The 23,881-nt window shown below is 32.6% G+C and carries 22 protein-coding genes and 1 pseudogene; 9 read left to right on the forward strand and 14 right to left on the reverse strand.

The features are described from left to right. Nucleotides 1-26: 26 nt before the first annotated feature. From GQR97_RS18480 to dnaK, 6 genes are all read right to left on the reverse strand, one after another. Nucleotides 27-1,013: an aldo/keto reductase gene (locus GQR97_RS18480; protein WP_158851096.1), complete on the reverse strand. Its 987-nt coding sequence runs from the start codon at nt 1,011-1,013 to the stop codon at nt 27-29. A gap of 150 nt (nt 1,014-1,163) precedes the next feature. Further along, nucleotides 1,164-2,924: a serine hydrolase gene (locus GQR97_RS18485; protein ID WP_158851098.1), complete on the reverse strand. Its 1,761-nt coding sequence runs from the start codon at nt 2,922-2,924 to the stop codon at nt 1,164-1,166. Between the two features lie 215 nt (nt 2,925-3,139). Further along, the gene (locus GQR97_RS18490) at nt 3,140-4,087 is read right to left on the reverse strand and encodes an NAD(P)H-dependent flavin oxidoreductase (protein WP_158851100.1); all 948 of its coding nucleotides are present in this window, start codon (nt 4,085-4,087) and stop codon (nt 3,140-3,142) included. Nucleotides 4,088-4,163: 76 nt separating this feature from the next. Next, the gene (locus GQR97_RS18495) at nt 4,164-5,393 is read right to left on the reverse strand and encodes a class I SAM-dependent rRNA methyltransferase (protein WP_158851102.1); all 1,230 of its coding nucleotides are present in this window, start codon (nt 5,391-5,393) and stop codon (nt 4,164-4,166) included. A 144-nt stretch (nt 5,394-5,537) separates the two neighbouring features. Beyond that, nucleotides 5,538-6,047, reverse strand: coding sequence for a lipocalin family protein (locus GQR97_RS18500; protein WP_158851104.1), 510 nt, complete (start codon nt 6,045-6,047; stop codon nt 5,538-5,540). Between the two features lie 165 nt (nt 6,048-6,212). Next, nucleotides 6,213-8,117 carry a molecular chaperone DnaK gene (gene dnaK, locus GQR97_RS18505; protein ID WP_158851106.1) on the reverse strand — a complete coding sequence of 635 codons (1,905 nt, stop codon included), beginning with the start codon at nt 8,115-8,117 and terminating at the stop codon, nt 6,213-6,215. 481 nt (nt 8,118-8,598) lie between these two features. Between dnaK and GQR97_RS18510 the strand changes: the two genes are divergently transcribed. Further along, nucleotides 8,599-10,020 carry an L-serine ammonia-lyase gene (locus GQR97_RS18510; protein ID WP_158851108.1) on the forward strand — a complete coding sequence of 474 codons (1,422 nt, stop codon included), beginning with the start codon at nt 8,599-8,601 and terminating at the stop codon, nt 10,018-10,020. Between the two features lie 167 nt (nt 10,021-10,187). On the opposite strand, the gene GQR97_RS18515 is transcribed toward GQR97_RS18510, so the two are convergent. The 6 genes from GQR97_RS18515 to folE all read right to left on the reverse strand — a co-directional run bounded on the left by GQR97_RS18515 (nt 10,188) and on the right by folE (nt 14,623). Further along, nucleotides 10,188-11,003, reverse strand: a complete 816-nt coding sequence (locus GQR97_RS18515; RefSeq protein WP_158851110.1) for a mechanosensitive ion channel family protein — start codon at nt 11,001-11,003, stop codon at nt 10,188-10,190. 23 nt (nt 11,004-11,026) lie between these two features. Continuing rightward, nucleotides 11,027-11,197 (reverse strand): hypothetical protein, encoded by a 171-nt coding sequence (locus tag GQR97_RS19730; protein ID WP_199269886.1) that lies wholly within the window; start codon nt 11,195-11,197, stop codon nt 11,027-11,029. Next, nucleotides 11,197-11,781, reverse strand: a complete 585-nt coding sequence (locus GQR97_RS18520) for an RNA polymerase sigma factor (protein WP_158851112.1) — start codon at nt 11,779-11,781, stop codon at nt 11,197-11,199. The genes GQR97_RS19730 and GQR97_RS18520 overlap by 1 nt, the downstream gene beginning before the upstream one ends. Nucleotides 11,782-12,098: 317 nt before the next feature. Then, on the reverse strand, nt 12,099-13,499 hold the full coding sequence (gene lpdA, locus GQR97_RS18525) for a dihydrolipoyl dehydrogenase (RefSeq protein WP_158851114.1): 1,401 nt from the start codon (nt 13,497-13,499) through the stop codon (nt 12,099-12,101). Nucleotides 13,500-13,695: 196 nt separating this feature from the next. Continuing rightward, nucleotides 13,696-13,974: a hypothetical protein gene (locus tag GQR97_RS18530; RefSeq protein ID WP_158851116.1), complete on the reverse strand. Its 279-nt coding sequence runs from the start codon at nt 13,972-13,974 to the stop codon at nt 13,696-13,698. 58 nt (nt 13,975-14,032) lie between these two features. After that, nucleotides 14,033-14,623, reverse strand: coding sequence for a GTP cyclohydrolase I FolE (gene folE / locus GQR97_RS18535; RefSeq protein ID WP_199269887.1), 591 nt, complete (start codon nt 14,621-14,623; stop codon nt 14,033-14,035). Between the two features lie 122 nt (nt 14,624-14,745). On the opposite strand from folE, the gene GQR97_RS18540 reads away from it, so the two are divergent. Further along, entirely contained in the window at nt 14,746-15,408 is a 663-nt protein-coding gene (locus GQR97_RS18540; RefSeq protein ID WP_158851120.1) for an ABC transporter ATP-binding protein, read from the forward strand. 118 nt (nt 15,409-15,526) lie between these two features. On the opposite strand, the gene GQR97_RS18545 is transcribed toward GQR97_RS18540, so the two are convergent. Further along, on the reverse strand, nt 15,527-16,693 hold the full coding sequence (locus tag GQR97_RS18545; RefSeq protein WP_158851122.1) for an MFS transporter: 1,167 nt from the start codon (nt 16,691-16,693) through the stop codon (nt 15,527-15,529). Between the two features lie 106 nt (nt 16,694-16,799). Here GQR97_RS18545 and GQR97_RS18550 point away from each other — a divergent pair. The 4 genes and pseudogenes from GQR97_RS18550 to GQR97_RS18565 all read left to right on the forward strand — a co-directional run bounded on the left by GQR97_RS18550 (nt 16,800) and on the right by GQR97_RS18565 (nt 20,875). Continuing rightward, a pseudogene (locus GQR97_RS18550) lies at nt 16,800-17,565 on the forward strand (TIGR02757 family protein). Between the two features lie 444 nt (nt 17,566-18,009). Further along, nucleotides 18,010-19,071, forward strand: a complete 1,062-nt coding sequence (locus tag GQR97_RS18555) for a YHYH protein (protein WP_158851124.1) — start codon at nt 18,010-18,012, stop codon at nt 19,069-19,071. A 177-nt stretch (nt 19,072-19,248) separates the two neighbouring features. Then, nucleotides 19,249-20,250: a YHYH protein gene (locus GQR97_RS18560; RefSeq protein WP_158851126.1), complete on the forward strand. Its 1,002-nt coding sequence runs from the start codon at nt 19,249-19,251 to the stop codon at nt 20,248-20,250. 10 nt (nt 20,251-20,260) lie between these two features. After that, nucleotides 20,261-20,875: a hypothetical protein gene (locus GQR97_RS18565; RefSeq protein ID WP_158851128.1), complete on the forward strand. Its 615-nt coding sequence runs from the start codon at nt 20,261-20,263 to the stop codon at nt 20,873-20,875. Between the two features lie 642 nt (nt 20,876-21,517). Here GQR97_RS18565 and GQR97_RS18570 read toward each other — a convergent pair. Continuing rightward, a complete protein-coding gene (locus GQR97_RS18570) occupies nt 21,518-21,952 on the reverse strand; it encodes a peptidylprolyl isomerase (RefSeq protein ID WP_158851130.1) in 435 nt (144 codons plus the stop codon). A 448-nt stretch (nt 21,953-22,400) separates the two neighbouring features. Between GQR97_RS18570 and GQR97_RS18575 the strand changes: the two genes are divergently transcribed. The 3 genes from GQR97_RS18575 (at nt 22,401) to GQR97_RS18585 (ending at nt 23,866) form a co-directional block, all read left to right on the forward strand. Next, a complete protein-coding gene (locus GQR97_RS18575; protein WP_158851131.1) occupies nt 22,401-22,736 on the forward strand; it encodes a hypothetical protein in 336 nt (111 codons plus the stop codon). An 85-nt stretch (nt 22,737-22,821) separates the two neighbouring features. After that, complete coding sequence (locus GQR97_RS18580; protein WP_158851133.1) at nt 22,822-23,274, forward strand: GNAT family N-acetyltransferase; 453 nt, start codon at nt 22,822-22,824, stop codon at nt 23,272-23,274. Between the two features lie 16 nt (nt 23,275-23,290). Continuing rightward, on the forward strand, nt 23,291-23,866 hold the full coding sequence (locus tag GQR97_RS18585; protein WP_158851135.1) for a hypothetical protein: 576 nt from the start codon (nt 23,291-23,293) through the stop codon (nt 23,864-23,866). Nucleotides 23,867-23,881 lie beyond the last annotated feature (15 nt).

Here is a 23,881-nt window from a genome sequence, read left to right on the forward strand (position 1 = left end):
GAATCTACTCAAAAAATCACCAAAACCTAATATCCTCCACGAATTTGATTGTGAATTTCTGTTTTATACAAATCGGTTAATGCCTCATGAACTTCGGGTGATAATACTTCTAAATCTGAAGCTCCTGCATTAGAAACAACATGCTTTGGAGAACTTGCACCTGGAATAATACTACTTACAGCTTCGTGATCAAGTAACCAGCGTAAAGCTAATTGCACCATAGTTAATGAACTCGGTAAAATGTCTGTTTTTATGATTTCTACAATTTCTATACCTTTTTGAAATGGTAAACCGGCAAAAGTTTCACCTACATTAAAGGCATCTCCATTTTTATTATAATTACGATGATCGTTTTCCGGAAACGTCGTGTCTTTCGTAAATTTACCCGATAACAAGCCGCTTGCTAAGGGCAAACGCACAATAACACCAACACCTTTCGCTTTTGCTTGGGGTAATAAATCGGTAATAAGTTTCTGCCTAAATATATTAAATATAACTTGTAGGGATAACAAACCAGGTTGTTCTAAACAAATTAGACCTTCTTCTACTGTTTCTACACTAGCTCCGAAATGCTTTATAAGTCCTTCGGATTTTAATTCACGTAGCCAATCGAAAATATCGCCATCTTTTAAATATTGAATTGGTATGCAATGGAGCTGCAGTAAATCGAGCGAATCTACTCTTAATCGTTTTATAGAAGCTTCTACACTTTCGCGTAGCACAGCTTTTGTATATTTATCTGGATATGCATTACCGCCACGACCAAATTTAGTAGCTACTCGTATTGGTTTTTCTGTCGTTTTTAAGAATTCGCCAATAAGAGTTTCACTTTTTCCATCACCGTAAACATCAGCTGTATCAAAAAAAGTAATTCCGTTTTTTACAGCCTCGTTTAAGATATTAAAACTAGTGTCTTTGGATAGATCTTGCCCCCAATCTGCTCCTAATTGCCAACATCCTAAACCTACTTCACTTACTTCAAATCCGTGTAATCCTAATTGTCTTTTTTGCATATCACAAAGTTATGCTTAAAACAGTAATTCGTAAAAACTTTAAAACGTTTTTAACACTGCATTTTTTTAAGATAATTGATCCTTATAAAAAAACAAACACCTTCCATGACATCATGAAAGGTGTTTGTTTTCATCAATTGATGAATGTAATTATTTTATACGTTTACCTGTAATTTCACGTCCACCTTGCAACAATGTTACGCTTTCTATATTTCCAGATTCACCTTTATTAAAAGTTAATTGCGCTGTAACTACTTTTAAATAAAAAACGTTTTCAAATTTTGGAAATACATCAAATACAGGTTGTCCTGTTGCTTGAGTTTTAAGTTGATTCCCTTCTCTAGTAACTGCAAGGATAAATCCTGGCATGAGTTCGTAATTACCAATGTAAGTTTCTAATATAGCTTCTGTCACTTCAACTTCTTTTACTAAGTCACTGACATCCTCTCCTAACGTTTTTAGGAAATCTATCCCGTTTTGATTATTAGGGTTTAATTCTACTGATTTTCTATAATTAACAATAGCTAGGTCTTTTTTACCTAAATTCATTAAAGCTTCGGCATAACTATCATAAGCATTTGATGACTTCGGAAAAATGTCTATAATTAACTCAAACACTTTAATAGATGCTTCTATATTACCAGAACCCATCAGTTTATATCCCATAGCATTCAAATCACTTTCTTCTAAATTATAAAATTCAGAATCTTTAATTTCATTATAATGAGTAATTCCTGCATCGATTCCTTCTGCTTCAATAACCGTTAGCATAGCATCTGCTACCGATTTTTTAGGCATGCTATAGGCTTTGTTATTTATAATTCCTAAAATAGCATTAGATATTGAATTCAGTGGAGCTCCTCCTGTATTATTTAAAAGTACTATTAACGATTTATCCGAAGGTGTTCTAAGTATATTGGTGTTAAACCCATTAATTCCTCCTCCATGTTCAATGGCATAAATACTATCTTTAGAAGTTCCCATCTTTCTGTAACCAACACCCCAACCATAGGCATAATGACTCTTGCCCCAAGCAGAAATTTGAGGTTTAAAATAGAGTTCCATATATTTTTCAGAGAGCATCTTATTTGTATAAAGTACTTGATCCCAAATATATAAATCTTCAACTGTTGAATACATCGAACCTGCGGCATACGGAATAGACATATCTAAATATTTAGAGTTTTTATAACTTCCGGCTTCTTTCTCATAGCCGGTTGCTCTATTTTTTAAAATATCGCTGTGATTATCAAAACCAGTAGCATGCATACCTAAGGGTTCAAAAATATTTTCGTTTAATAAAACCTCATAGCTTTTACCTGATAATTTTTCCGCAATAACACCCAATAAAAAATATCCAGAATTACTATAACTAAATCGTTCTCCTGGTGTAAAATCTAAACGTTTATCTTGAAACTTTTTAACAAACGCTTCTGGTGTATATGGATTTCGACTTTCATCTTCCATAAAACCCGGAAAAGAGGTGTAATTTGGAATACCCGACGTGTGGGTTAATAAATGATGTACCGTAATTATATTTCCTGTTTCCTTAGGATAATCTGGAAGATAAGTGGTTATAGGTGCTTGTAAATCCAACTTACCATCTTGAGCCAGTTGCAAAATAAGCATAGCGGTAAATTGCTTGGTAATAGAACCTAAACGGTGTTTTGTATTTGGAGCGTTAGGCATATCCCATTCCATATTTGCCATGCCGTAACCCTTTTTGAAAATAACCTCACCTTGATTTGCCACTAAAACAGAACCATTGAACTTACCGTACTCGCTATACTTACTAACAAGTTGATCTATTTTTTCGGACTTTGTTTGAGCCAGAGTAACATGGCAAAATAAAAATAGCGTTAATAAGAAAAAACCTTTTGTTAAGCTTAAATTTTTTAATTGTGATTTCATAAGATGTTTTTTGATTGATTGATTGATTGATTGATTGATTGATTGATTGATTGATTATTCATATATGACGGTCAATACCCCCAATAAGTTACAAAAAATCTCAAAAAAACATCTTTACGCTAAAAATGATAAAAGTTTGCAAACCGAGATTTGCAAACTTTTATCATTTAATTTGGTATACATTAGGGTATACAACTTATAACGTTTTTAATATATTAACTAACTAAACGCTTAATAATATCTTTTACGGGTAAAATAGAATTTGTATGGGATATGCTCGGGCCTGCAACCCAAACGGTCTTATAAGTGGCTTGTGTAGCCGCCTTTTCAGTAGCTTTCATTCCTATAGAGAAACGAATCATTTTAACCCATTTTTTAAGTGTTTTACTTTTGTTTAAAACAGTTTCTATCCAAGTAGATTTTGTTCCAATTTTTTGAACGTACGGTGTATTAATTACAGTACATGGAGTGCCTGAGATACGCTCTGTCATTACAATATCTTCTGCACCATAATCTACACAGGCTTGTTTGTATTCTTGGGTTACACCGGCTTCTATAGAGGCGATAAAAGGGCTTCCTACTGAAATACCATCGGCACCATAACTCATCATAGTATCAATATCGGCTTTACAACCTACTCCTCCGGCAGAAATTACAGGAATATTTAAATGTGATTTTAAGTCTTTTATAAGTGCTTCTGGAGATAGTTTTCCACGATGACCACCAGCTTCGTTATTTACTGCTATAGCAGCATCAGCGTTTAGACTTTCTACTTTTTTAGCGAAATGCAAATCGGTAACATCACAAAACACTTTAATACCTACTTTGTGGGCTTGATTTATAGTTTCTTCTGGGCTTCCTAAAGAGGTAATTATAAAATCGCAACCTTCCTCGCATAGTACCCGCAGTTGCTCTTTATATTTTATATTCGACTTGTTTACAATTAAATTAAAACCAAAAGAACCACCTGCTACTTTTGCCGATTTTAATTCGTGAATAGCAACTTTCAACTCATCTAAAGTCCGGTAATTTAATGCAGGAATACAACCTGCAATACCACTTTTCATGGCCTCGATTACCATAGCTGTATTCGAAACCAAAAACATTGGTGCTTGAATTATTGGATATTTTATTTGAAGTAATTCAGTGAGTTTAGTTTCCATTTGGTGTCATTGGTTTCTACAAATATAGTAAAAATATTATGCACGCATAATAAATCACATATAACTCAATCATCAACTAATCAATAAACCTATAATACACCGTCTTTAAATAAGCCCCTTCAGGAAAACCTATAGGATGATCGGTATCATGCTGGGTTTTTGAAAGAATTTTATAATTACGTTTTATAGATGATAAAACATCACTATTAATCTCGTAAAACTCCTGAGCAAGTACTCTAGAAGAACAAGAAGCCAAAACAAGTAAGCCATTTTTAGCTGTCAGTTTTTCTCCTAATTCGGCAAGTTGCGCATATTTCTTTTTAGCGAGTTCAATTTCCGAAGCTTGTTTTGCAAAACTTGGTGGATCGATTACCACAACATCAAAAGTAACTTTGTCTTTTATTAGTTTTTTTAATTCCACAAAAGCATCGCCTGCAATTGTTTGGTGTTTTCCTTTGAATTTATTTAGTTTACCATTTTCTAAGGCAATTTCTAAAGCTTGTTTACTAATATCTAGACTCGTAACTTCTCTTGCTCCATTAGATAAAGCGTGTACTGAAAACCCACCAGCATAAGAAAAAACATCGAGTACCGTTTTCCCTTTACTCAACTCGCCTACTTGTTTTCTATTGGCTCTATGATCTAAGAAATAACCCGTTTTGTGCCCTTTAATAACGTTTGCCGAAAAATTAACGTCGTGCTCCACAAACTTAACTACTTCATTTTTCAATGTTCCAAAAACAACATCGCCATTTTCTAGTTTATGCTTTTTTGAATTTTCTAAACTTCGACTTAATCTAATAACAACCGTTTTACAATCCGAGATTTCTTGTAAATCCGGAATAATAGTTTCTATATAAGGTAACCAAATTTCAGAATATATTTTTACCACTAAAACCGAAGCATAAACATCGGCAATAAGTCCTGGAAAACCATCATTTTCACCAAATAACAAACGGTAACTATTAGTGTTTGTTTTTAATAAAGATTGACGTTTAGCAAAAGCTTTACTAATTTTATGCTTAAAAAAAGCCGCATTAATTTCTGCTTTTTCATTGCTGCTATGTAGCATTTTAATTCGAATTGGCGAATTAGCATCATACAAACCTAAACCAACAACTCGGTTTTTGTTTTTACCGAAAATAATAGCTAAATCTCCCGATTTAGCATTATCGTTTACTTTGGTAATATTATCCGAAAACACCCATGGGTGCCCTTGAACCACAAACTGTTCGCCTTTAGCGTTTAGTTTTACGGCTAATCTTTTTGGATTGTAATTAGATTTTATTTTTGAAGAAAATAGCATGCTTAAAATTTACTGTAAAAGTACTCGTTTTCTTTTGGATAAAAAGTAAAATATACAAGTGAAAATAAAATACTTCTTATTATTTGAAAATAAAAAAAACGCAATCAAATTAATGATCGCGCTTAACACAAAAGTATTATAATTTTATCTCGTTAATATAATTTCTATTTTAATTTCTGTGATACCGTTTGCACTTGCGTCTGGTATTGCTTCTAAACTATCTGCAGTAAGTACTAACTTATTTTCTGTTAACTCGGTAATTTGGTAAGCAACAGTTTCAGTTCCGTCTGTTAACAATAATTGGTTACCATCTTTAATCCAAGTACTATTGTTTTCAAATGAAAGATCTTCAACATTTTGTGTTTGACTTTGCCCTAGTGTTTTTGAAACTAATTCTAAGCTATAATTACCTTCTCCAACAACATTATTAGGCATTTCTGTAAAGGTCATCGTAAAATCGATATCATAACCTTGCGCTACATAAATAGACTCTATAGATTCTCCTAAAACTTCTGTTGTTGTAGTTCCAGCATAGCTAATGGCTTGTCCATTCCACTCCCCTGTTAATTCTGCAGAAGTTGATGCTGAATCATCACTTGAGCATGAAGATAAAACCATTGTAAACGCAATAAATAAAACACTTAATTTTTTCATAGTCTATTTTTATATGTTAAATAATTCGTCAATATTAAGAAACAAAAAAAACGCAACCAAACTAATGGTTGCGTTTTTAATTTTTACGAAATGTTTTATAAAAATTCTAAATAAATTCAGAATACAATATTCATCCATTTCGATTTAGCAAAATAGAATTTCTGCTTATTTTACTTCTTCGAAATCTACATCTTCAACATCACTTCCTTCAGCTTGAGATTCTGCTCCTGCATCTGGTCCTGGTTGTGCTCCACCTTGCTCTGCTTCAGCTTGTGCTTTGTACATTTCTTCACTTGCTACTTTCCAAGCTTCGTTTATTTTATCTAAAGCAGGTGTAATAACAGCTAAATCTTTAGATTCGTATGCTGCTTTCAATTCTGCTAAAGCATCAACAACAGGTTGTTTTTTATCTTCAGATATTTTATCACCAAACTCTTCTAATTGTTTTTCCGTTTGGAAAATCATAGAATCTGCTTCATTTAATTTCTGAGCATTTTCAGCTGCTATTTTATCAGATTCAGCATTTGCTTCAGCATCAGCTTTCATCTTTTGGATTTCATCTTCACTTAATCCAGAAGATGCTTCAATTCTAATATCTTGTTTCTTACCAGTCGCTTTATCTTCAGCTCCTACTTTAATAATACCATTCGCATCAATATCAAAAGTTACTTCAATTTGTGGAGTACCTCTTCTTGCTGGTGGAATATCACTTAAGTGAAAACGTCCAATTGTATTGTTATCGGCAGCCATTGCTCTTTCCCCTTGTAAAACGTGAATTTCTACAGAAGGTTGATTATCGGCAGCTGTCGAGAATACTTGCGATTTTTTAGTTGGTATTGTTGTATTTGCTTCAATTAATTTTGTAAATACATTACCCATAGTTTCAATACCTAAAGATAAAGGTGTTACATCTAAAAGTAAAACATCTTTAACATCTCCAGATAATACACCACCTTGGATACCAGCTCCTAAAGAAACAACTTCATCAGGGTTTACACCTTTACTTGGTGATTTTCCGAAGAATTTCTCAACTGCTGCTTGTACTGCAGGAATACGTGTAGAACCACCTACTAAAATAACTTCATCAATATCAGATTTAGATAAACCTGCTGCTTTTAAAGCTGTTTGACATGGCTCAATAGTACGTTTTACTAAATCGTCAATTAATTGCTCGAATTTAGAACGTGTTAATGTACGTACTAAGTGTTTTGGTCCACTAGCAGTAGCAGTAATATAAGGTAGGTTAATTTCTGTTTGTGCAGAAGATGATAACTCAATCTTAGCTTTTTCAGCAGCTTCTTTTAAACGTTGTAAAGACATTGGATCTTTTCTTAAATCCATGTTCTCTTCAGCATTAAACTCATCTGCTAACCAACCGATGATTTTCTCATCAACATCATCACCACCTAAGTGCGTATCACCATCTGTAGAAAGTACTTCAAATACACCATCACCTAATTCAAGGATAGATACATCATGCGTTCCTCCACCAAAATCAAATACTACTATTTTTTGGTCAGTTCCTTTTTTGTCCATACCGTAAGCTAAAGCAGCTGCAGTAGGTTCGTTAATAATACGTCTAACTTTTAAACCAGCAATTTCACCAGCTTCTTTAGTTGCTTGACGTTGACTATCGTTAAAGTAAGCAGGTACAGTAATTACCGCTTCAGTAACATCAGTTCCTAAATAATCTTCTGCCGTTTTCTTCATTTTTTGAAGAATCATAGCCGATAATTCTTGTGGCGTATATAAACGACCATCAATATCAACTCTTGGCGTATCGTTATCACCTTTAACTACTTTATAAGGTACACGTTCCGCTTCTTTTTTAGACTCAGAATATTTGTTACCCATAAAACGTTTAATAGAATAAACTGTTTTTGTTGGGTTTGTAACTGCCTGACGTTTTGCAGGGTCACCAACTTTAATTTCACCGCCTTCTACAAAAGCGATTACAGATGGTGTTGTTCTTTTTCCTTCTGCGTTAGGAATAACTACTGGCTCGTTACCTTCCATCACAGAAACGCAAGAGTTGGTTGTTCCTAAATCGATTCCAATAATTTTACTCATAATATATTTTTTTAATGTGTTGAATATTAATTTTTTATTTCGAGTAGTATAAGTCAATCATTATGCCAACCAAAAACAACTGACACAGTGGCAGTTTTTTAATAGTCAGTTTTATAATCAGTAATACTCAGTGCCATACTAATTTAACAACAATCTTCAGTGCTAGCAAAGGTTTTCAGTGCTTAATAAATTATTTAATAAAATGAGTGACAATTATTTTGCAGTGTCTTTCATTAATATAAAATGTTTTTCGGGCGCATCCCAAAAGGGTCGGGCTATCACTACTCGCTCCTCCTTAGGTCGGGAGCTCAAACAAACCGTTCTATCCCTTGCGCACATTTCCGCCAAGTAAAGTAACATAACGAGAGTATATTTCAATTTGTAACCTTTTAACTTTTCATTTATAAAAATTGACACAAAACTTTAAATCCCTCTTAAAACATTATATATATTTGTTTCTAAATACAACGTTTTCGCAACTATGGAATGTATCTCTGTTTTCGACATGCTAAAAATAGGCATTGGCCCATCTAGCTCACACACATTAGGACCATGGCGAGCTGCCGAACGCTGGATTGGCGAGCTAAAAGCCAACAAAACCTTCGATAAAGTCGAAACGATTCAAGTGGATTTGTACGGTTCATTATCCTTAACAGGAAAAGGCCATGCTACAGACTATGCTGTAATGTTAGGTTTAACGGGTGCCGATCCAGAAACCCTTCCTATAAAAGATATAGAAACAACTATAGCTTCAATAAAGGCAACAAAAAAAATACAATTCAACAACGAAAAAACAATAGACTTTCAAGCTGAAAATAATATTGTTTTTAATAAGAAATTTTTACCATTTCATTCCAACGGCATCATTTTTAGCGCCATGATTAACGGTAAAAAAGCAAAATCTACCTTCTACTCTATCGGCGGCGGTTTTGTTGTAAAAGAAGAACGTAAAAACTCCAAAAAGAACTTTGAAATAAAGTGTTCGTTTCCTTACCCTATTGATAAAGGAACAGAACTACTAAAATTCTGTAAAGATTTAAATAAACCCATTTCTGAAGTTGTTTTAGAAAACGAAAAATCTATACGTACAGAAGCAGAAATAGATTATGAACTAAAACGCATTTGGGATACTATGCTAGAATGTATGTATACAGGTTGCCATACCGAAGGCCATCTTCCTGGTGGTTTAAATGTACGCCGTAGAGCTTTCGATATGCACAAACGCTTACAAGGATCATCTCCATACTCAAATCCTGTAGAATGGATTTACTCCATTAGAAATACCGAAGTTAAATTTAGACAAATATTAAAATGGGTAAGCTGTTTTGCCTTAGCAGTAAACGAAGTTAATGCAGCCTTAGGCCGTGTAGTTACAGCTCCTACAAACGGGAGTGCAGGCGTTATTCCATCTGTACTTATGTATTATTTAGTGATTGAAAACCACGATGGAAATTTCGAGGATATTAAAAAATTCTTACTTGTTGCTGGAGAAATTGGTAGCATCTTTAAAAAAGGTGCCACAATTTCGGCTGCCATGGGTGGTTGTCAGGCAGAAATTGGTGTTTCATCTGCAATGGCGGCCGGAGCGTTAACCGAATTACTTGGAGGCACACCAGAACAAGTTTTAGTCGCTGCCGAAATTGCCATGGAACATCACTTAGGTTTAACCTGCGATCCTATTGGTGGTTTAGTACAAATACCATGTATTGAGCGTAATGCTATGGGTGCTATAAAGGCAATTAACGCCGCAGAACTGGCATTAGATACCGATCCTAAAAATGTAAAAGTACCACTAGACAAAGTAGTAAACACCATGTGGGAAACTGCAAAGGACATGAATTCTAAATACAAAGAAACGAGCGAAGGCGGCTTGGCTGTTGGTGTAAATATGTCCGATTGCTAATGTATTATTTTAATTCCAATTTTAGAACAGCAAACTTATGGTTGTTTTTATTCAATTTGAATTTTAAACAAAAAAAGGTCCCTTCCCAAATTAATGAGAAGGGACCAGTAGAAAGTGGTTCGGAAAAACGGAATAGTAACCAACCAAATTTTAACCCTAACTTAAAGTTAATCCTGCAATCTTACTTGACTTTCTACTATATCTTTAATAGGAACAATAATTTTCCCAGTACTTGTTTTTAATGTTACCGATATACCATCGATAGATTCTATTTCTCCTTTTATATCGTCAAACTCAATTTTCTGACCGACTTCATATATTTTTCTTGTGTAGAACGTTCTAAACAAATCGCCTACTACTTTTTGAGCTCCAAAACCAACAGCTAAAGCAAAGGCTAATAAAAATGCCGCCAAAATCATGGTAATGTTACTTGTGATAATCTCTGTATCTACACCAGCTTGATTTAATGCTGTTATAGAAATAAAAATTAAAAGCAACATAAATATAGCTTGACTAATCATTTTTCCTCCAGACAACTCCATGGATTCAAAAAACGATTGCAATGATTTTTTAACAAAATTGGCAAACAATAGACCAATAACAAATATGGCTAAAGCTGTTATTAATTTCGGCATATAACCAATCACGCTTTTTATACCATCAGATATCATTGTTAAATTCAACAAATCTGTAACAATCATTACTAAAATAATGTAAAGCATCCATTTAACGAACTTCGCTACAATGTCTATAACATTAAATTGTATTTTTTTATCTCCAAATAAATCAATTTCATTTAGCTTATCATCAAGCTTATCTGCCTTTACAAACTTTAATGACTTCCTTATAATATTAACTACTAATTTTATAATTAATATTCCAATGATAATACCTATTATCGCTCCTGCGATAGTGGGTAAAACATCTACTATACTTTCCCAAATTGTACTTAATGATTCTTTTAAACTGTCGACAAGGTTCATTTTATATTGAGTATTTCGGTTACTTATTTTCTACTTCTCATGGTTAGCTCTATTACGCTCGTTAAATTGTACGAAAACAATTCGGCTATTTCCATAATTAACTTGGCCATGGCGATATCACTCATAACCTTAGCCTTAAGTTCCTGCGGAACTTGCTTTAATGGCTTATTTATGTCTAAAAACGGGTTCTCCATTATCCAAGGTTATTATTATAAACGTCTACTAATTTATCTTTAGCTCGTTTAATTCGCATTTTTACAGCACTTTCTCCAATCCCTATAACATCTTCAATTTCTTTTATAGTTAAGGAGTCTTGATATTTTAAAAGCAATATCATCTTTTCCTCCGGAGAAATCAACTCTAATGCTATTTTTAATTTATCAACTTTCATACTTAGAAAGCTACTATCATCTTCCTCTTCTTCATAGAGGCCTTCTATATTTTCAATATCGGTATAATCTACCGATTGTTTCTCTATTTTTTTTGCTGTGTTTCGAGTAACATAATTAACACAATGATTATAAGTAAACGCATATAACCAAGTTGAAAACTTTGAATTTCCTTTAAAGCTTGCTAATTTAACAAATAACTTTAAAAATACATCTTGCGTTAAATCTTTTGCTTCATCTTCATCTTTAGCAAACCCCATACACTTGTTATATACTAAGGTGGCATACCTGTCGTATAAAACTTCAAAAAGCATGGTATCATTGCTATGCACAATGCCTTTTATCAAATCTTCATCAGATTTGTTATTAATGTTTGTTAGGGTTTTCAAATTTAGCTCACGCTAGTTTAATGGTTACAAGTTTTAAGACACAGACTCTTTTAAAAAGTCACATTTTTTTTCGAAATTTCTAAAAAAAAATAAAACAAAAATTTAATAATCTAAAAACAAGGTGTTTATCTTTTAATATAAAATTTATTTTTTTTGTACATAAATTTATTTTGAAAGAATAAACTTGTTAAAGAAATGTAAATTTAATCTAATTTATAGAAAAACAATGCCCTTATTTTATTTTAATATTTTTAAACATAACAAAAGGCTGCTAACAAAAAGTTAAACAGCCTTATAGCATTAAATTTATTTATAACTTAAATATGTAATGGTCTATTATCGGTTGCTGCTAATGCGGCTTCTTTAATAGCTTCTGTAAATGTTGGATGTGCATGAGACATGCGAGATACATCTTCCGCGGAAGCACGATATTCCATAGCTACTACAGCTTCGGCAATCATATCGGCAGCACGAGCTCCAACCATATGTACTCCTAAAATTTCGTCGGTAGTTTTATCGGCTAAAATTTTAACAAATCCATCTAAATCCATACTCGCTCTACTTCTACCTAAAGCACGCATTGGAAATTGCCCCGTTTTATATTCAATTCCAGCTTCCTTTAATTGCTCTTCTGTTTTTCCAACAGTAGCCACTTCTGGCCATGTGTAAACTACACCGGGAATTAAATTATAATCTATATGTGGTTTTTGTCCTGCAATAGTTTCTGCTACAAACGTTCCTTCTTCTTCAGCTTTATGAGCTAACATAGCACCTTTGATAACATCGCCAATAGCATAAATATTAGATGCACTAGTTTGTAAGTGTTCGTTAACATCAACCAAACCTCTGTCTGTTAATTTAACTCCAGCAGCTTCTGCATTTAAACCATCTGTATAAGCATGACGCCCAACAGATACTAAACAGTAATCTCCTCTAAATTCTACTTCTTCACCTTTTTTATTATCAGCCTTAACGATAACTTCATCACCAACACGCTCAACAGATTTAACTTTGTGAGATGTATTAATTTTGAATTTTTGCTTCTTTAAAACTTTGTTTAATTCTTTTGATAAACCGGCATCCATAGTTGGGATAATACGGTCCATATATTCTATAACAGAAACTTCAGCACCAAGACGCTTATATACTTGCCCTAATTCTAAACCAATTACACCACCACCAATTACGATTAAGTGTTTAGGAATTTCTTTAAGTTTTAAAGCTTCGGTAGATGTAATAACACGTTCTTTATCTAATGTGATAAATGGAAGAGTAGATGGTTTACTTCCTGTTGCAATAATAGTGTTTTTTGCTTCAATTTCGGTTGTTTCTTCGCCAACAATTGTAATATGTGTAGCGTCTTTAAAACTTCCTAAACCTTGATAAACATCAATTTTATTTTTCTTCATTAAAAAATCAATCCCGCCTGTTGTTTGGTCTACAACAGCTTGTTTGCGGTTTATCATTTTTTCTAAATTCACTTTAATTTCACCAGGAATCTCAATACCGTGTTCTTCAAAATGTTTTACGGCATCATCATAATGGTGTGAAGAGTCTAAAAGTGCTTTACTCGGGATACATCCTACATTTAAACACGTACCGCCAAGGGTGCTGTATTTTTCAATAATTGCAGTTTTCATTCCTAATTGTGCACAGCGAATAGCTGCTACATAGCCTCCTGGACCTGAGCCTATAATGGCTACATCGTATGAATTCATAATATTTTTTTGAAATTTATCATTGTAATTTGAAAATCAAAAATACAAATGTTTTGTGGGAAGTCAATAAAAAAAATAACTTATCAAATAGAATTATAATACTTGTATTTCTTTGGCCTAATTATTTAAAATTCAATTATAAAAGTCTATAAATGGTAGATTATCATCATAATTGGTTAACCAGTTTTAGAAAAGTTTAAGCATCAATAATTACGTCTTCCCTTTTGTAAACATAGGTATATAACCACATAAGTGTAAATGTTGGAACAACATCTAAGCCTGGTGCTGCTTCTTCTATAAAAGAAATTACAGCTGCAATTTTACCAGCTTTGCCTTTGTAAAGTTTCGTCATTAACCAAGCAGAAACAGGAGCCCATACCACATCGGTAAATTCTCCAAAACCTGGAATAATAAAAGACACATAGCCTAAAGCATCAAAGGCGATACTAATTGCTAATTTTTTGTATTTGTTCATTTAAATAGTAATTTATACTTTTTTTATAAACAAGAAACATACCAAATTTACTTATAGCCTACTTTCCTATTAATTTTAAAAATTCATTTCTAGTCTCAATTTTCTCAAACTGCCCTCTAAAACCTGAAGTTGTTGTCACTGAGTTTTGCTTTTGTACACCACGCATCATCATGCACATGTGAGAAGCTTCAATTACTACAGCTACACCTTGTGGTTTTAGCGTATCATTAATACAATCTAAAATTTGCTTGGTTAAACGTTCTTGAACTTGCAAACGACGCGCAAAAACATCTACAACTCTAGGTAATTTACTTAAACCTACAATTTGTCCATTTGGAATATAAGCAATGTGTACTTTTCCGAAAAACGGTAAAATATGATGTTCGCAAAGGGAATATAACTCGATATCTTTTACAATCACCATTTCGTTATAAGACTCTTTAAACATAGCGCCTTTCAATATTTCAACAGGATCCTGATCATAACCCTGCGTTAAAAACTGCATAGCTTTTGCGGCACGTTCCGGAGTTTTTTGAAGCCCTTCGCGTTGCGTATCTTCACCTAAATTCTCAATAATGCTTTTGTATTTATCTTGAACATCTTCGGTAACTTGCGTGTTATATTCTTCTAGATTCTTATAAGCCATCATTTTTGTTTTTCAATTATCTTCAAAAATAAATATAATTATTTAGAATAAGCTAGGTAATAAAATTAAATCAAAATTGTGCGGCACAACTTAAAGTAGTAATTTCACGCCTATATTTTAATTAAATGATTAGAGCAAAAAATATTCAGAAATTCTACGACGATTTACAAGTTTTAAAAGGTGTTGATATACACATAAAACCAAGTGAAGTTGTTTCTATTGTTGGAGCTTCGGGCGCCGGAAAAACAACACTTTTACAAATTTTAGGGACTTTAGATAAAGCATCGCCTAGTGAAAATTTCGAATTAATTATAAACAACACTAATATTGGTGCGCTTAACGATAAGGCTTTAGCTAAATTTAGAAATGAACATATTGGTTTTATTTTTCAATTCCATCAATTATTACCAGAATTTACGGCTATTGAAAACGTATGTTTACCCGCATTTATAAAAGGTACTAATAAAAAAGATGCTGAAAAACGAGCTAAAGAATTATTAGATTTTTTAGGATTATCTCATCGTTATAATCATAAACCAAACGAATTATCGGGAGGTGAACAACAACGTGTTGCCGTTGCTAGAGCTTTAATTAATAGTCCTGATTTAATTTTCGCAGATGAACCTTCGGGGAATTTAGATAGTGAATCGGCAGAGAATTTACATAGTCTGTTTTTTAAATTACGTGATGAGTTTGGGCAAACTTTCGTAATTGTAACGCACAATGAAGAACTCGCTAATCTTGCTGATAGAAAACTAACTATGGTTGATGGGAATATTGTAAATTAATTTCTTATTTAAAAAAATAAAAATTTAATAATAAGCTTATTAACCTTTTAAGCATCTTAAAGTTGAATTTAAAAAAAAATCTGTTTATTATAATCGCCTTTAGTCCTTTATTAAACAGCTAATTTTTATTTAAAAGACCTAGAAGTCCTAATATTGGGCCGATAGCTATAATTAAAAACAGATATTTCACTTCCATAACATCTATTAAGTTGCTTGCTAATTGAATACTAACAATAGTTATAGCAAACCCAATAGAATTAACGATTGTTAGCGCCGTACCTTTATGTTCTGCATTTACGTTTTGGGCTACTAGAGTTGAAAACAAAGGTGAATCGGCCACGACAACCATACCCCAAAATACTAAGAATATGACAAAAACAACTTCTGAGTTTAGGCTGAAAAATAACGGAGACACTAAACAACAAAGTCCTGAGAACAATAATGCCATCGCTCCTATTTTTTTAGCGCCATAAACTTGAGATAAATAACCAGAAACAACACATGCCAAAGATCCTGATGCTATAATTACAAAACTGAGCATTGGGATATTGAATTCTACTTCTGGATGTAACTCCACATAAGCCTTTAAAATAATAGGAACAAAAGCCCAAAACGTGTACAATTCCCACATGTGCCCAAAATAACCAAAGGCTGCTTTTCTAAAATCGTGAACTTTAAACACATTGAAAAGTACAGAAATATCGAATTTTGTAACCGGCTTTCTAAACGGTCCATCTGGAACAAATACAAGCATAACAATACCTCCAAGCATTGCCAACACTGTTGTGGTGTAAATAATATGTTGCCAAGAAAATGAACTTCCAAAACCTTTTAAAACATGAGGGAAAGCGGTTCCTAAAACTAAAGCTCCAACCAAGTAGCCAAGTGATTTACCCAAACCTTTATCGAAATAATCGGCTGCAATTTTCATACCTACGGGATAAATACCAGCTAGAAAAAAACCTGTACCAAACCTAAGTATTAACAAACTAGAGAGATTATGGTCTTCCAAAACAATCATTAAGTTAAAAATTGCAGCTAAAACTGCGCTAACAAAAAACACTTTAGATGGAGAAAACCTGTCGGTTATTGTTAAAAGTGCAAATAAAAAGGTTCCTATAATAAAACCAAACTGCACGGCTGATGATAAATGCCCTAAAGCCGACTGATTTAAAGTAAAGTTATTTACCAAATCCTCAATCACACCATTTGTCGCAAACCACAGCGAGGTGCAACAAAATTGAGCAAATACAATAATTGGTAAAATGTACTTTGTTTGTTTCATTAAAAGGTATTAAAAACGAATTTAGTTTTTAATTGATTAGTAAGACGTGTGTAAAGTCAAGTTATTACAATATTTTTGTTTTATTATGAAAGATCAATCGAAAAAAATATCCAAAGCGGAACTAAAAGAATTTTTAGACGCCAAGGTTTACGAGTTTAACAATCCGAAGTTTATTGATAGTGATCCAATACAAATTCCCCATCAATTTTCGAAAAAAGAAGATATTGAAATCGCTGGTTTTTTGGCTGCTACTATTGCTTGGGGAAACCGAAAGAGTATTATTAACAACGCCAATAAACTAATGAACTTATTGGATAATTCGCCTTTCGATTTTGTTTTAAATCACACAGAAAGTGATTTAGAAAAATTACTACCCTTTGTACACCGCACCTTTAATGGCGGCGATTGCGTGCAGTTTATAAAATCTTTACAGCATATTTATAAAAACCATAATGGATTGGAAGCTATTTTTACTAAACATGCTGATGGTGCTTTTTTACAGACTTCCATTTCTGAATTTAAACGTGCTTTTTTTGAAGTTGATCATTTAAAACGAACAGAAAAACATGTGAGCGACCCCTTACGAAAATCGGCAGCCAAACGTATTAACATGTTTTTACGTTGGATGGTGAGAAACGATAATACTGGCGTAGATTTTGGCATCTGGAAAAGCTTATCTCCTGCTCTATTATCTTGCCCTCTAGATGTACATTCTGGAAATGTTGCTAGAAAAATTGGGTTTATTAAACCGAAAGCAAAATGATGCTAAAGCGCTTTTGGAATTAGACACGAGTTTAAGGGCATTGGATAAAAGCGATCCTGTAAAGTATGACTTTGCTCTTTTTGGCTTGGGAGTTTTTGAAGGGTTTTAGGGATTGATTTAAAATGTGTTTTGTTTAATGGTCTGAAGATTTTTAATAGAACATTTATAATATTATTGATTTTTTAGCTGTTTTTCCGTTCCTTTCTAAAAGAACATAAAGCATAGCGACAACACTAGCGTTAGGGATTGAACGGCGTGTTTGAAATCCTTTTTGCGAAAAAACTAAAACGGAACATTCTTGGTTGAACTGAATTTTAATAAAAATAGTAATTCTTAAAAAATTAAGAACGTTTCGCAAAAAGATTGAGTAGTGAAAGCCCGACCCTTTTCGGGTAACGCCAAAAAAAAAATTATTCCGTGAAACATTTTCTTTTTATATCTTCTTTGATTGATTAGTTTATAAAATCGAATTTCATCTTGTCGAAATAAATGGCTAACTTCGTTTAATCTCAATACATACACTCAAAGATAAACATAAAACAGCCAAATTATTATGATAAAAAATCAATATAATTTTTTAACATTAAGTTTAATATTAGTCAGCTTTTTGGCTTGTAAAAACAGTAGTTCTAACACTAAAACGGTTAATAAAGATAAAGTAACCATCTCGGTTAAAAGCGAAAATTTTCTGACGGGAGGGTTAGCTGAACCTATTTCGATAGAAAGTAGAACACTTTCTGATGGTTCTACTGCCGATTGTTATAAAATAGTAGCAACAAGCACGCCAACAGACCATAATATGGGACCTTGGTGCCCTAGCAATGTTTCTGATGATGCTTCGGCGGGAGGTATTTGGTTAGATGATGGAAAGGTGTATGATGTGGATGGTGCTTTTGTAAAAAACTTAGCAACATTTTTTAAAGATGATACTTGGATGTTATACAACAGTGAAACTGGTGAAATCACAAAAACAAAAACGAAACAAGAGTGCCAAGAAGCTGCAAATCCAAATGTTGGAGCAGAATACCAAAATTATTGCGTAGAGTGTTTACCGGCTTATGTGGCAGATGTGCAACATACATATTATATTCCGGTTACTCCTAAAAAAGCTGTTTCGGCTTATGCCTTTTCAAAAGGTCCTGGTGGTAGAGGTCCTGGCGGACCGGGTGGTCCAGATGGTCACGAAAGACCAGAACGCCCTGAAGCAGGACACGAAAGACCGGAAGGTAATTCTGGAATGCCTTCTAGCAGAGGTTTAGCTTTTAACGGTGTTGTTTTTGATGCACCTGCTCCTGTAGATAATATTTTAAGTGCTTACACTTTGGCGCCTTTTGATGATGCTGGTGGACATATAAACTTAGCGGCTGGTTATCACTACCATGCTGCAACTGGTATTTCTAAAAAAATAGAACAAGCCGACGGGCATGCTGCTATGATAGGTTATGCATTTGATGGTTATGGAATTTTTGAAAACACAGATGCCAACGGAAAAGCGTACATAGATTTAGATGAATCTAGAGGTCATTACGACGAAACTAGAGGATATCATTATCATGTAGACGATGCTGGGAATAATAATTTTATAGATGGTTTACGCGGTGAATATGCTTTATAAGCAAAATAAATCTTTCATATTTTAATAAAAAATAAGACACTTATTATTAAAATTGTTAGTCATAATAAATTTTAATCTTTTTAAAATAAAAACATTTTATCACAAGTTTTTTAAATAAAAGGCATCTAACATTTAAACCTTATTATTATCTGAGGTATAAATAATCAAAAAAATATTATGACAACAACTAAAATTCAAAATCTAGCATTAAGTTTTATTTTAGTAGCTTTTACCGCTTGTAGTGACGATGATTCCAACACCGATACAGAAACATCTACAGATGATGAAGTAACGGTATCGGTACAAAGTGACAACTTTCTTTCTGGTGGGCTATCTGAAGCTATTTCTATTGAAAGCAGAACGCTCTCTGATGGTACAACTGCAGATTGCTACAAAATAGTAGTGACATCAACACCTACAGATCATGAAATGGGACCTTGGTGTCCAGATAATATTTCTGACGATGCTTCGGCTGGTGGTATTTGGTTAGAAGATGGTGAAGTTTTTGATGTAGATGGTGCTTTTGTTCAAAATTTAGCAACCTTTTATAATGATGACACTTGGATGATGTATGATAGCGAAACAGGTGCAATAACGAAAACTTCTACTATAGAAGAATGCGAGGAAGCTGCAAACCCTAATGTTGGAGCAGAATATGAGAATTATTGTGTAGAGTGTTTACCATCTTATGTTGCAGATATTACGCATACATATTATATTCCTGTAACTCCTAAAAAAGCGACTACCGCATACGTATTTACAACAGGACTTGGTGGCGGTCCTGGTGGCGCTGTAAGTACTCTTCCTTCTAGTAGAGGTATAGCATTTAACGGTGTTGTTTTTGATGCGCCTGCTCCTACAGACAATATATTAGCAGCTTACACTTTAGCGCCTTTTGATGATGCTGGTGGACATATAAATCTAGCCGCAGGTTATCATTATCACGCTGCTACGGGTCTTTCTACGACAATAGAACAAAGCGATGGCCATGCTGCTATGATTGGTTATGCTTTTGATGGTTATGGAATCTATGAAAATACGGATGCTAGCGGAAATGAATATACAGATTTAGATGAATCTAGAGGTCATTACGACGAAACTAGAGGTTATCATTATCATGTAGATGAAGCTGGGAATAACAATTTTATAGATGGTTTACGTGGTGAATATGCTTTATAAAAAATCTAAAATGAAGTTTTCCTTTATTATTATTTCAATGTTGGTGAGCCATTTTTTATTTGCTCACCAGCCTGATTTATCGAATGTTATTATTTCTAAAACAGATAATGGTCAAATTATTTTACAAATTAATAGTTCTTTAACCGCTTTTCAGCAAGAGGTTAATTACATTAATGGTGAAGGTGTTTACAAATCTCCAGAAGAGTTTCAAGACTTAGCTATAGCACATTTTAAAAATAGTTTTTCTATTGTTGTTAATGATAGAGATACGTTGCAGTTGAAGAACCCAAAGGTTTTCTTAGGTCATGAAACTAAATTAGTTGCCGAAATTATTGGTCTTCCTGACAAGGTAAACACAATTGATTTAAAAAATGAATTATTTAAAGATATATATAATAGCCAATCTATTATTATCTTTTTAATAGATGAATTTCCGAAGCAAAAATTTACTTTAAATAAAGATAATAATCATGAAATAAATTTAGAAAGCTTAAATGGAACTTGGCAACCGTTGAAAATGCAAAGCGCCGGTTTTAATTCTAATTATTTAATATTCCTCGTGATTCTATTGGCTGCTAGTTTGCTCCTTTATTTTATTAGAAAGAGAAAAAAATTGAACGAATAAACTAATATATTTTTGATGTTTTGAATGAATTCTAATACAATGACTTTGCAAACACACCAATTAGCTCTAAAATAGAATAACACTAGCAAGTACTTGCGTTAGGGATTGCAGTGAAAAACCCACAGTAAGACCAATGATAATTGGGCTTGCGAGGATTTGTATCGGAAAGCCCGACCCTTTTCGGGTAACGCCAAAATTATTTTATTTATGTTTTTTAGAAAAGGATTAATTATAACTTGTACCGAGCCTAAATAAATTTTATTTCTTCGGAAAGTTTTATGTTAGAGCCTTGTTTACCATTAGAGTAAAAAAATATTTAGCTTGCTTTATAAAAAGTTCCAGTTAACTTAGTTCAATGCTGAATGTAAATATTAAAATAATTTTACATCATCGCATCAACAATAATTTAAAGATAGAACCTTAACATAAAATATCATGGCAAAAAGTAAAGATGCAAAGAAGAACGTAAAAAAAGAAGCGACTAAAACCCCTAAGGAGAAAAAAGAAGAAAAGAGACTTAAGAAGTCTAAATAAGATTGCTTAAAACTGAATATTTTTTATAAAAAAACCTGACAAGTATCGTTAAACAATAGCTGTCAGGTCATTAAAAACAAAGTGTTTGTTTTATTTTTTAATTTCTATTTATTTAATCTCTAACACTTCTAGATCAAAAATAAGTTCTTTACCAGCTAAAGGATGGTTGCCATCTATAACAACACTTTCTTCTTTAACTTCCACAACAACTAAATTCATTTCTTGTCCATCTGGAGTTTTAGAAACTAAGCCCATACCAACTTCTGGAGCCATATCTTGAGGAAGTTCGCTTTTATTAACTTCTTGTATTAAATTTGGATTAACATCACCATATGCTTCTTCTTTAGCAATTGTAATGGTTTTTTTCTCGTTCAACTTCATGTCGATCAATCCTTTTTCGAAGCCAGGTATTATTTGTCCTTGACCTAAAGTAAATTCTATTGGCTCTCTGCCTTCTCCTACAGAACTATCAAAAATTTGTCCGTCAGATAATTTACCTGTATAATTTACTTTTACTGTGTTGTTCTCTTTTACTTGACTCATACTATAATTACTTAATTTTTAAAAATATTCTTTGCATAATTCTTACACAGTAAATATTTTAATTTAAACTTACTTCACCCTTAGCCGCCAAAATCAAGCCAAAAACTTAAAAAGAACAAAAAGACCGTTTACAAACTACTTATTTTAAGTGTTTAAAATAAAAAAATAACGTTCTATCCCTTTAATAACAAGAAATACAAGTTTTGGTGATGTAATTAAAAAATAACGACAAAAAATGAAAACTAAATCAGTAAATATGTCAGTTAGCATAAAAACAGAGAACATATTTGTGTCAATTTTATTAAAAACGCCTAATTTCTATAGTCTTTTATCACCTTCTTTTTCGAACTCCTTTTTTATTAATATTGTAATACTTGCCCTTAATTTGTACCGAGAGTTCTATATTAGTAACTTAAAACGAATATATCTTTAAATTAAAATATATAATATGTTAGCACTAGTTTTAATGTATTGGATTGGTAAATATTTTTACAAATTGGCCGAAGAATATAACAAAAGCCCTTGGGGTTTTGCAATTTTAGGAATTGTGGTTTATTACGGTGCTATTGTATTATCGGGTTTAATAGTAGGCATTTTTATGGCATTGACATCTCCGGAGACTTTAGATAATTTTAATGAAACTTTATTAAGCTTTTTATTGCTTCCTTTTGGTATTTTAAGCTGTTATTTATTGTATAAATATTTAGAAAAAACTTGGAAGAAAAACACTCCAGATCCTGTTGAATTAATTGATGAAATTGGTAAACCAAATGAAATTTCTTAGATGCTTTAGGTTTTAAGAGTTTGAGCTAATTTAATTTGTATTGTTTCTAAAAAATAATTATCGAGAAATATTAAATGTGTTTAAAATGAAAATATTAAGAACCAATTCTGAAAATAAAGACTTTATAAAACTTGTAAAGCTATTAGATTTAGATTTGGCGATAAGAGATGGTGAAGACCATTCTTTTTACGCTCAGTTTAACAAAACTGATAGTATTAAACATGTAATCGTTGTTTATAAAAACAACATCCCTTTAGGTTGTGGAGCAATAAAGGAATACGATAATAACGCGATGGAAATTAAACGTATGTTTACCTCTATTGAAAGCCGAGGTAAAGGCATTGCGTCCCTTATTCTTAATGAATTAGAAAAATGGGCCAGAGAATTATTGTATAAAAAATGTATTTTAGAAACGGGAATTAAACAACCAGAAGCTATTGGTCTTTATGAAAAAAATGGTTATAAATTAATACCTAATTATGGTCAATATGCAAATATTGAGAATAGTAAATGTTTTGAAAAAGTAATTATAAAATGAATATTCGTAAAAAATAATGACTAATACATTTAGAATAACAATAACGACTTTGCTTTTAATAGCCTTTAATTGCCTGGTTACCAGTTGCGATTATCAAGAAGAAGAAACTATTGATAAAACGAGCATAATATTACCTAACGGAAAACATATAGTTGTAGAAAAAACAAATACAGAAAGTACTGCTATAGGTGTTTTTTCCAATCATAATTATGGTACAACGCATAGGTTTACTTATAAGTTTTCTATAGATCAAGATCGTATTGATTGGGATGGAGGCAGTGGTGAACCTAAAAACATAACTTTTTGTAAAGACACCACATATATTCGTTATCTAAAAGAGAAAACAATAACAACTAATTATACCGACTCTTTAACGCAGGAAACCGAGCGACATCAACGTAACGAAATACAAGAGTTTTTTCAAAAACACATTGATAAACGTTACTTTTTTAAACTTTTAGGAAGTGATTATTGGGTAGATATTCCTTTAGAACATTATACGTCTATAAGTAACGAATGTGAAGAATACCAAATCCCGAATGATGAGGAATTAGCTTTACCATCTATGAAAAATGATGATTTTAAAGAATAAGGTTTAACACCAAAA

This window comes from Algibacter sp. L1A34 (assembly GCF_009796805.1).
GTDB lineage: Bacteria > Bacteroidota > Bacteroidia > Flavobacteriales > Flavobacteriaceae > Algibacter.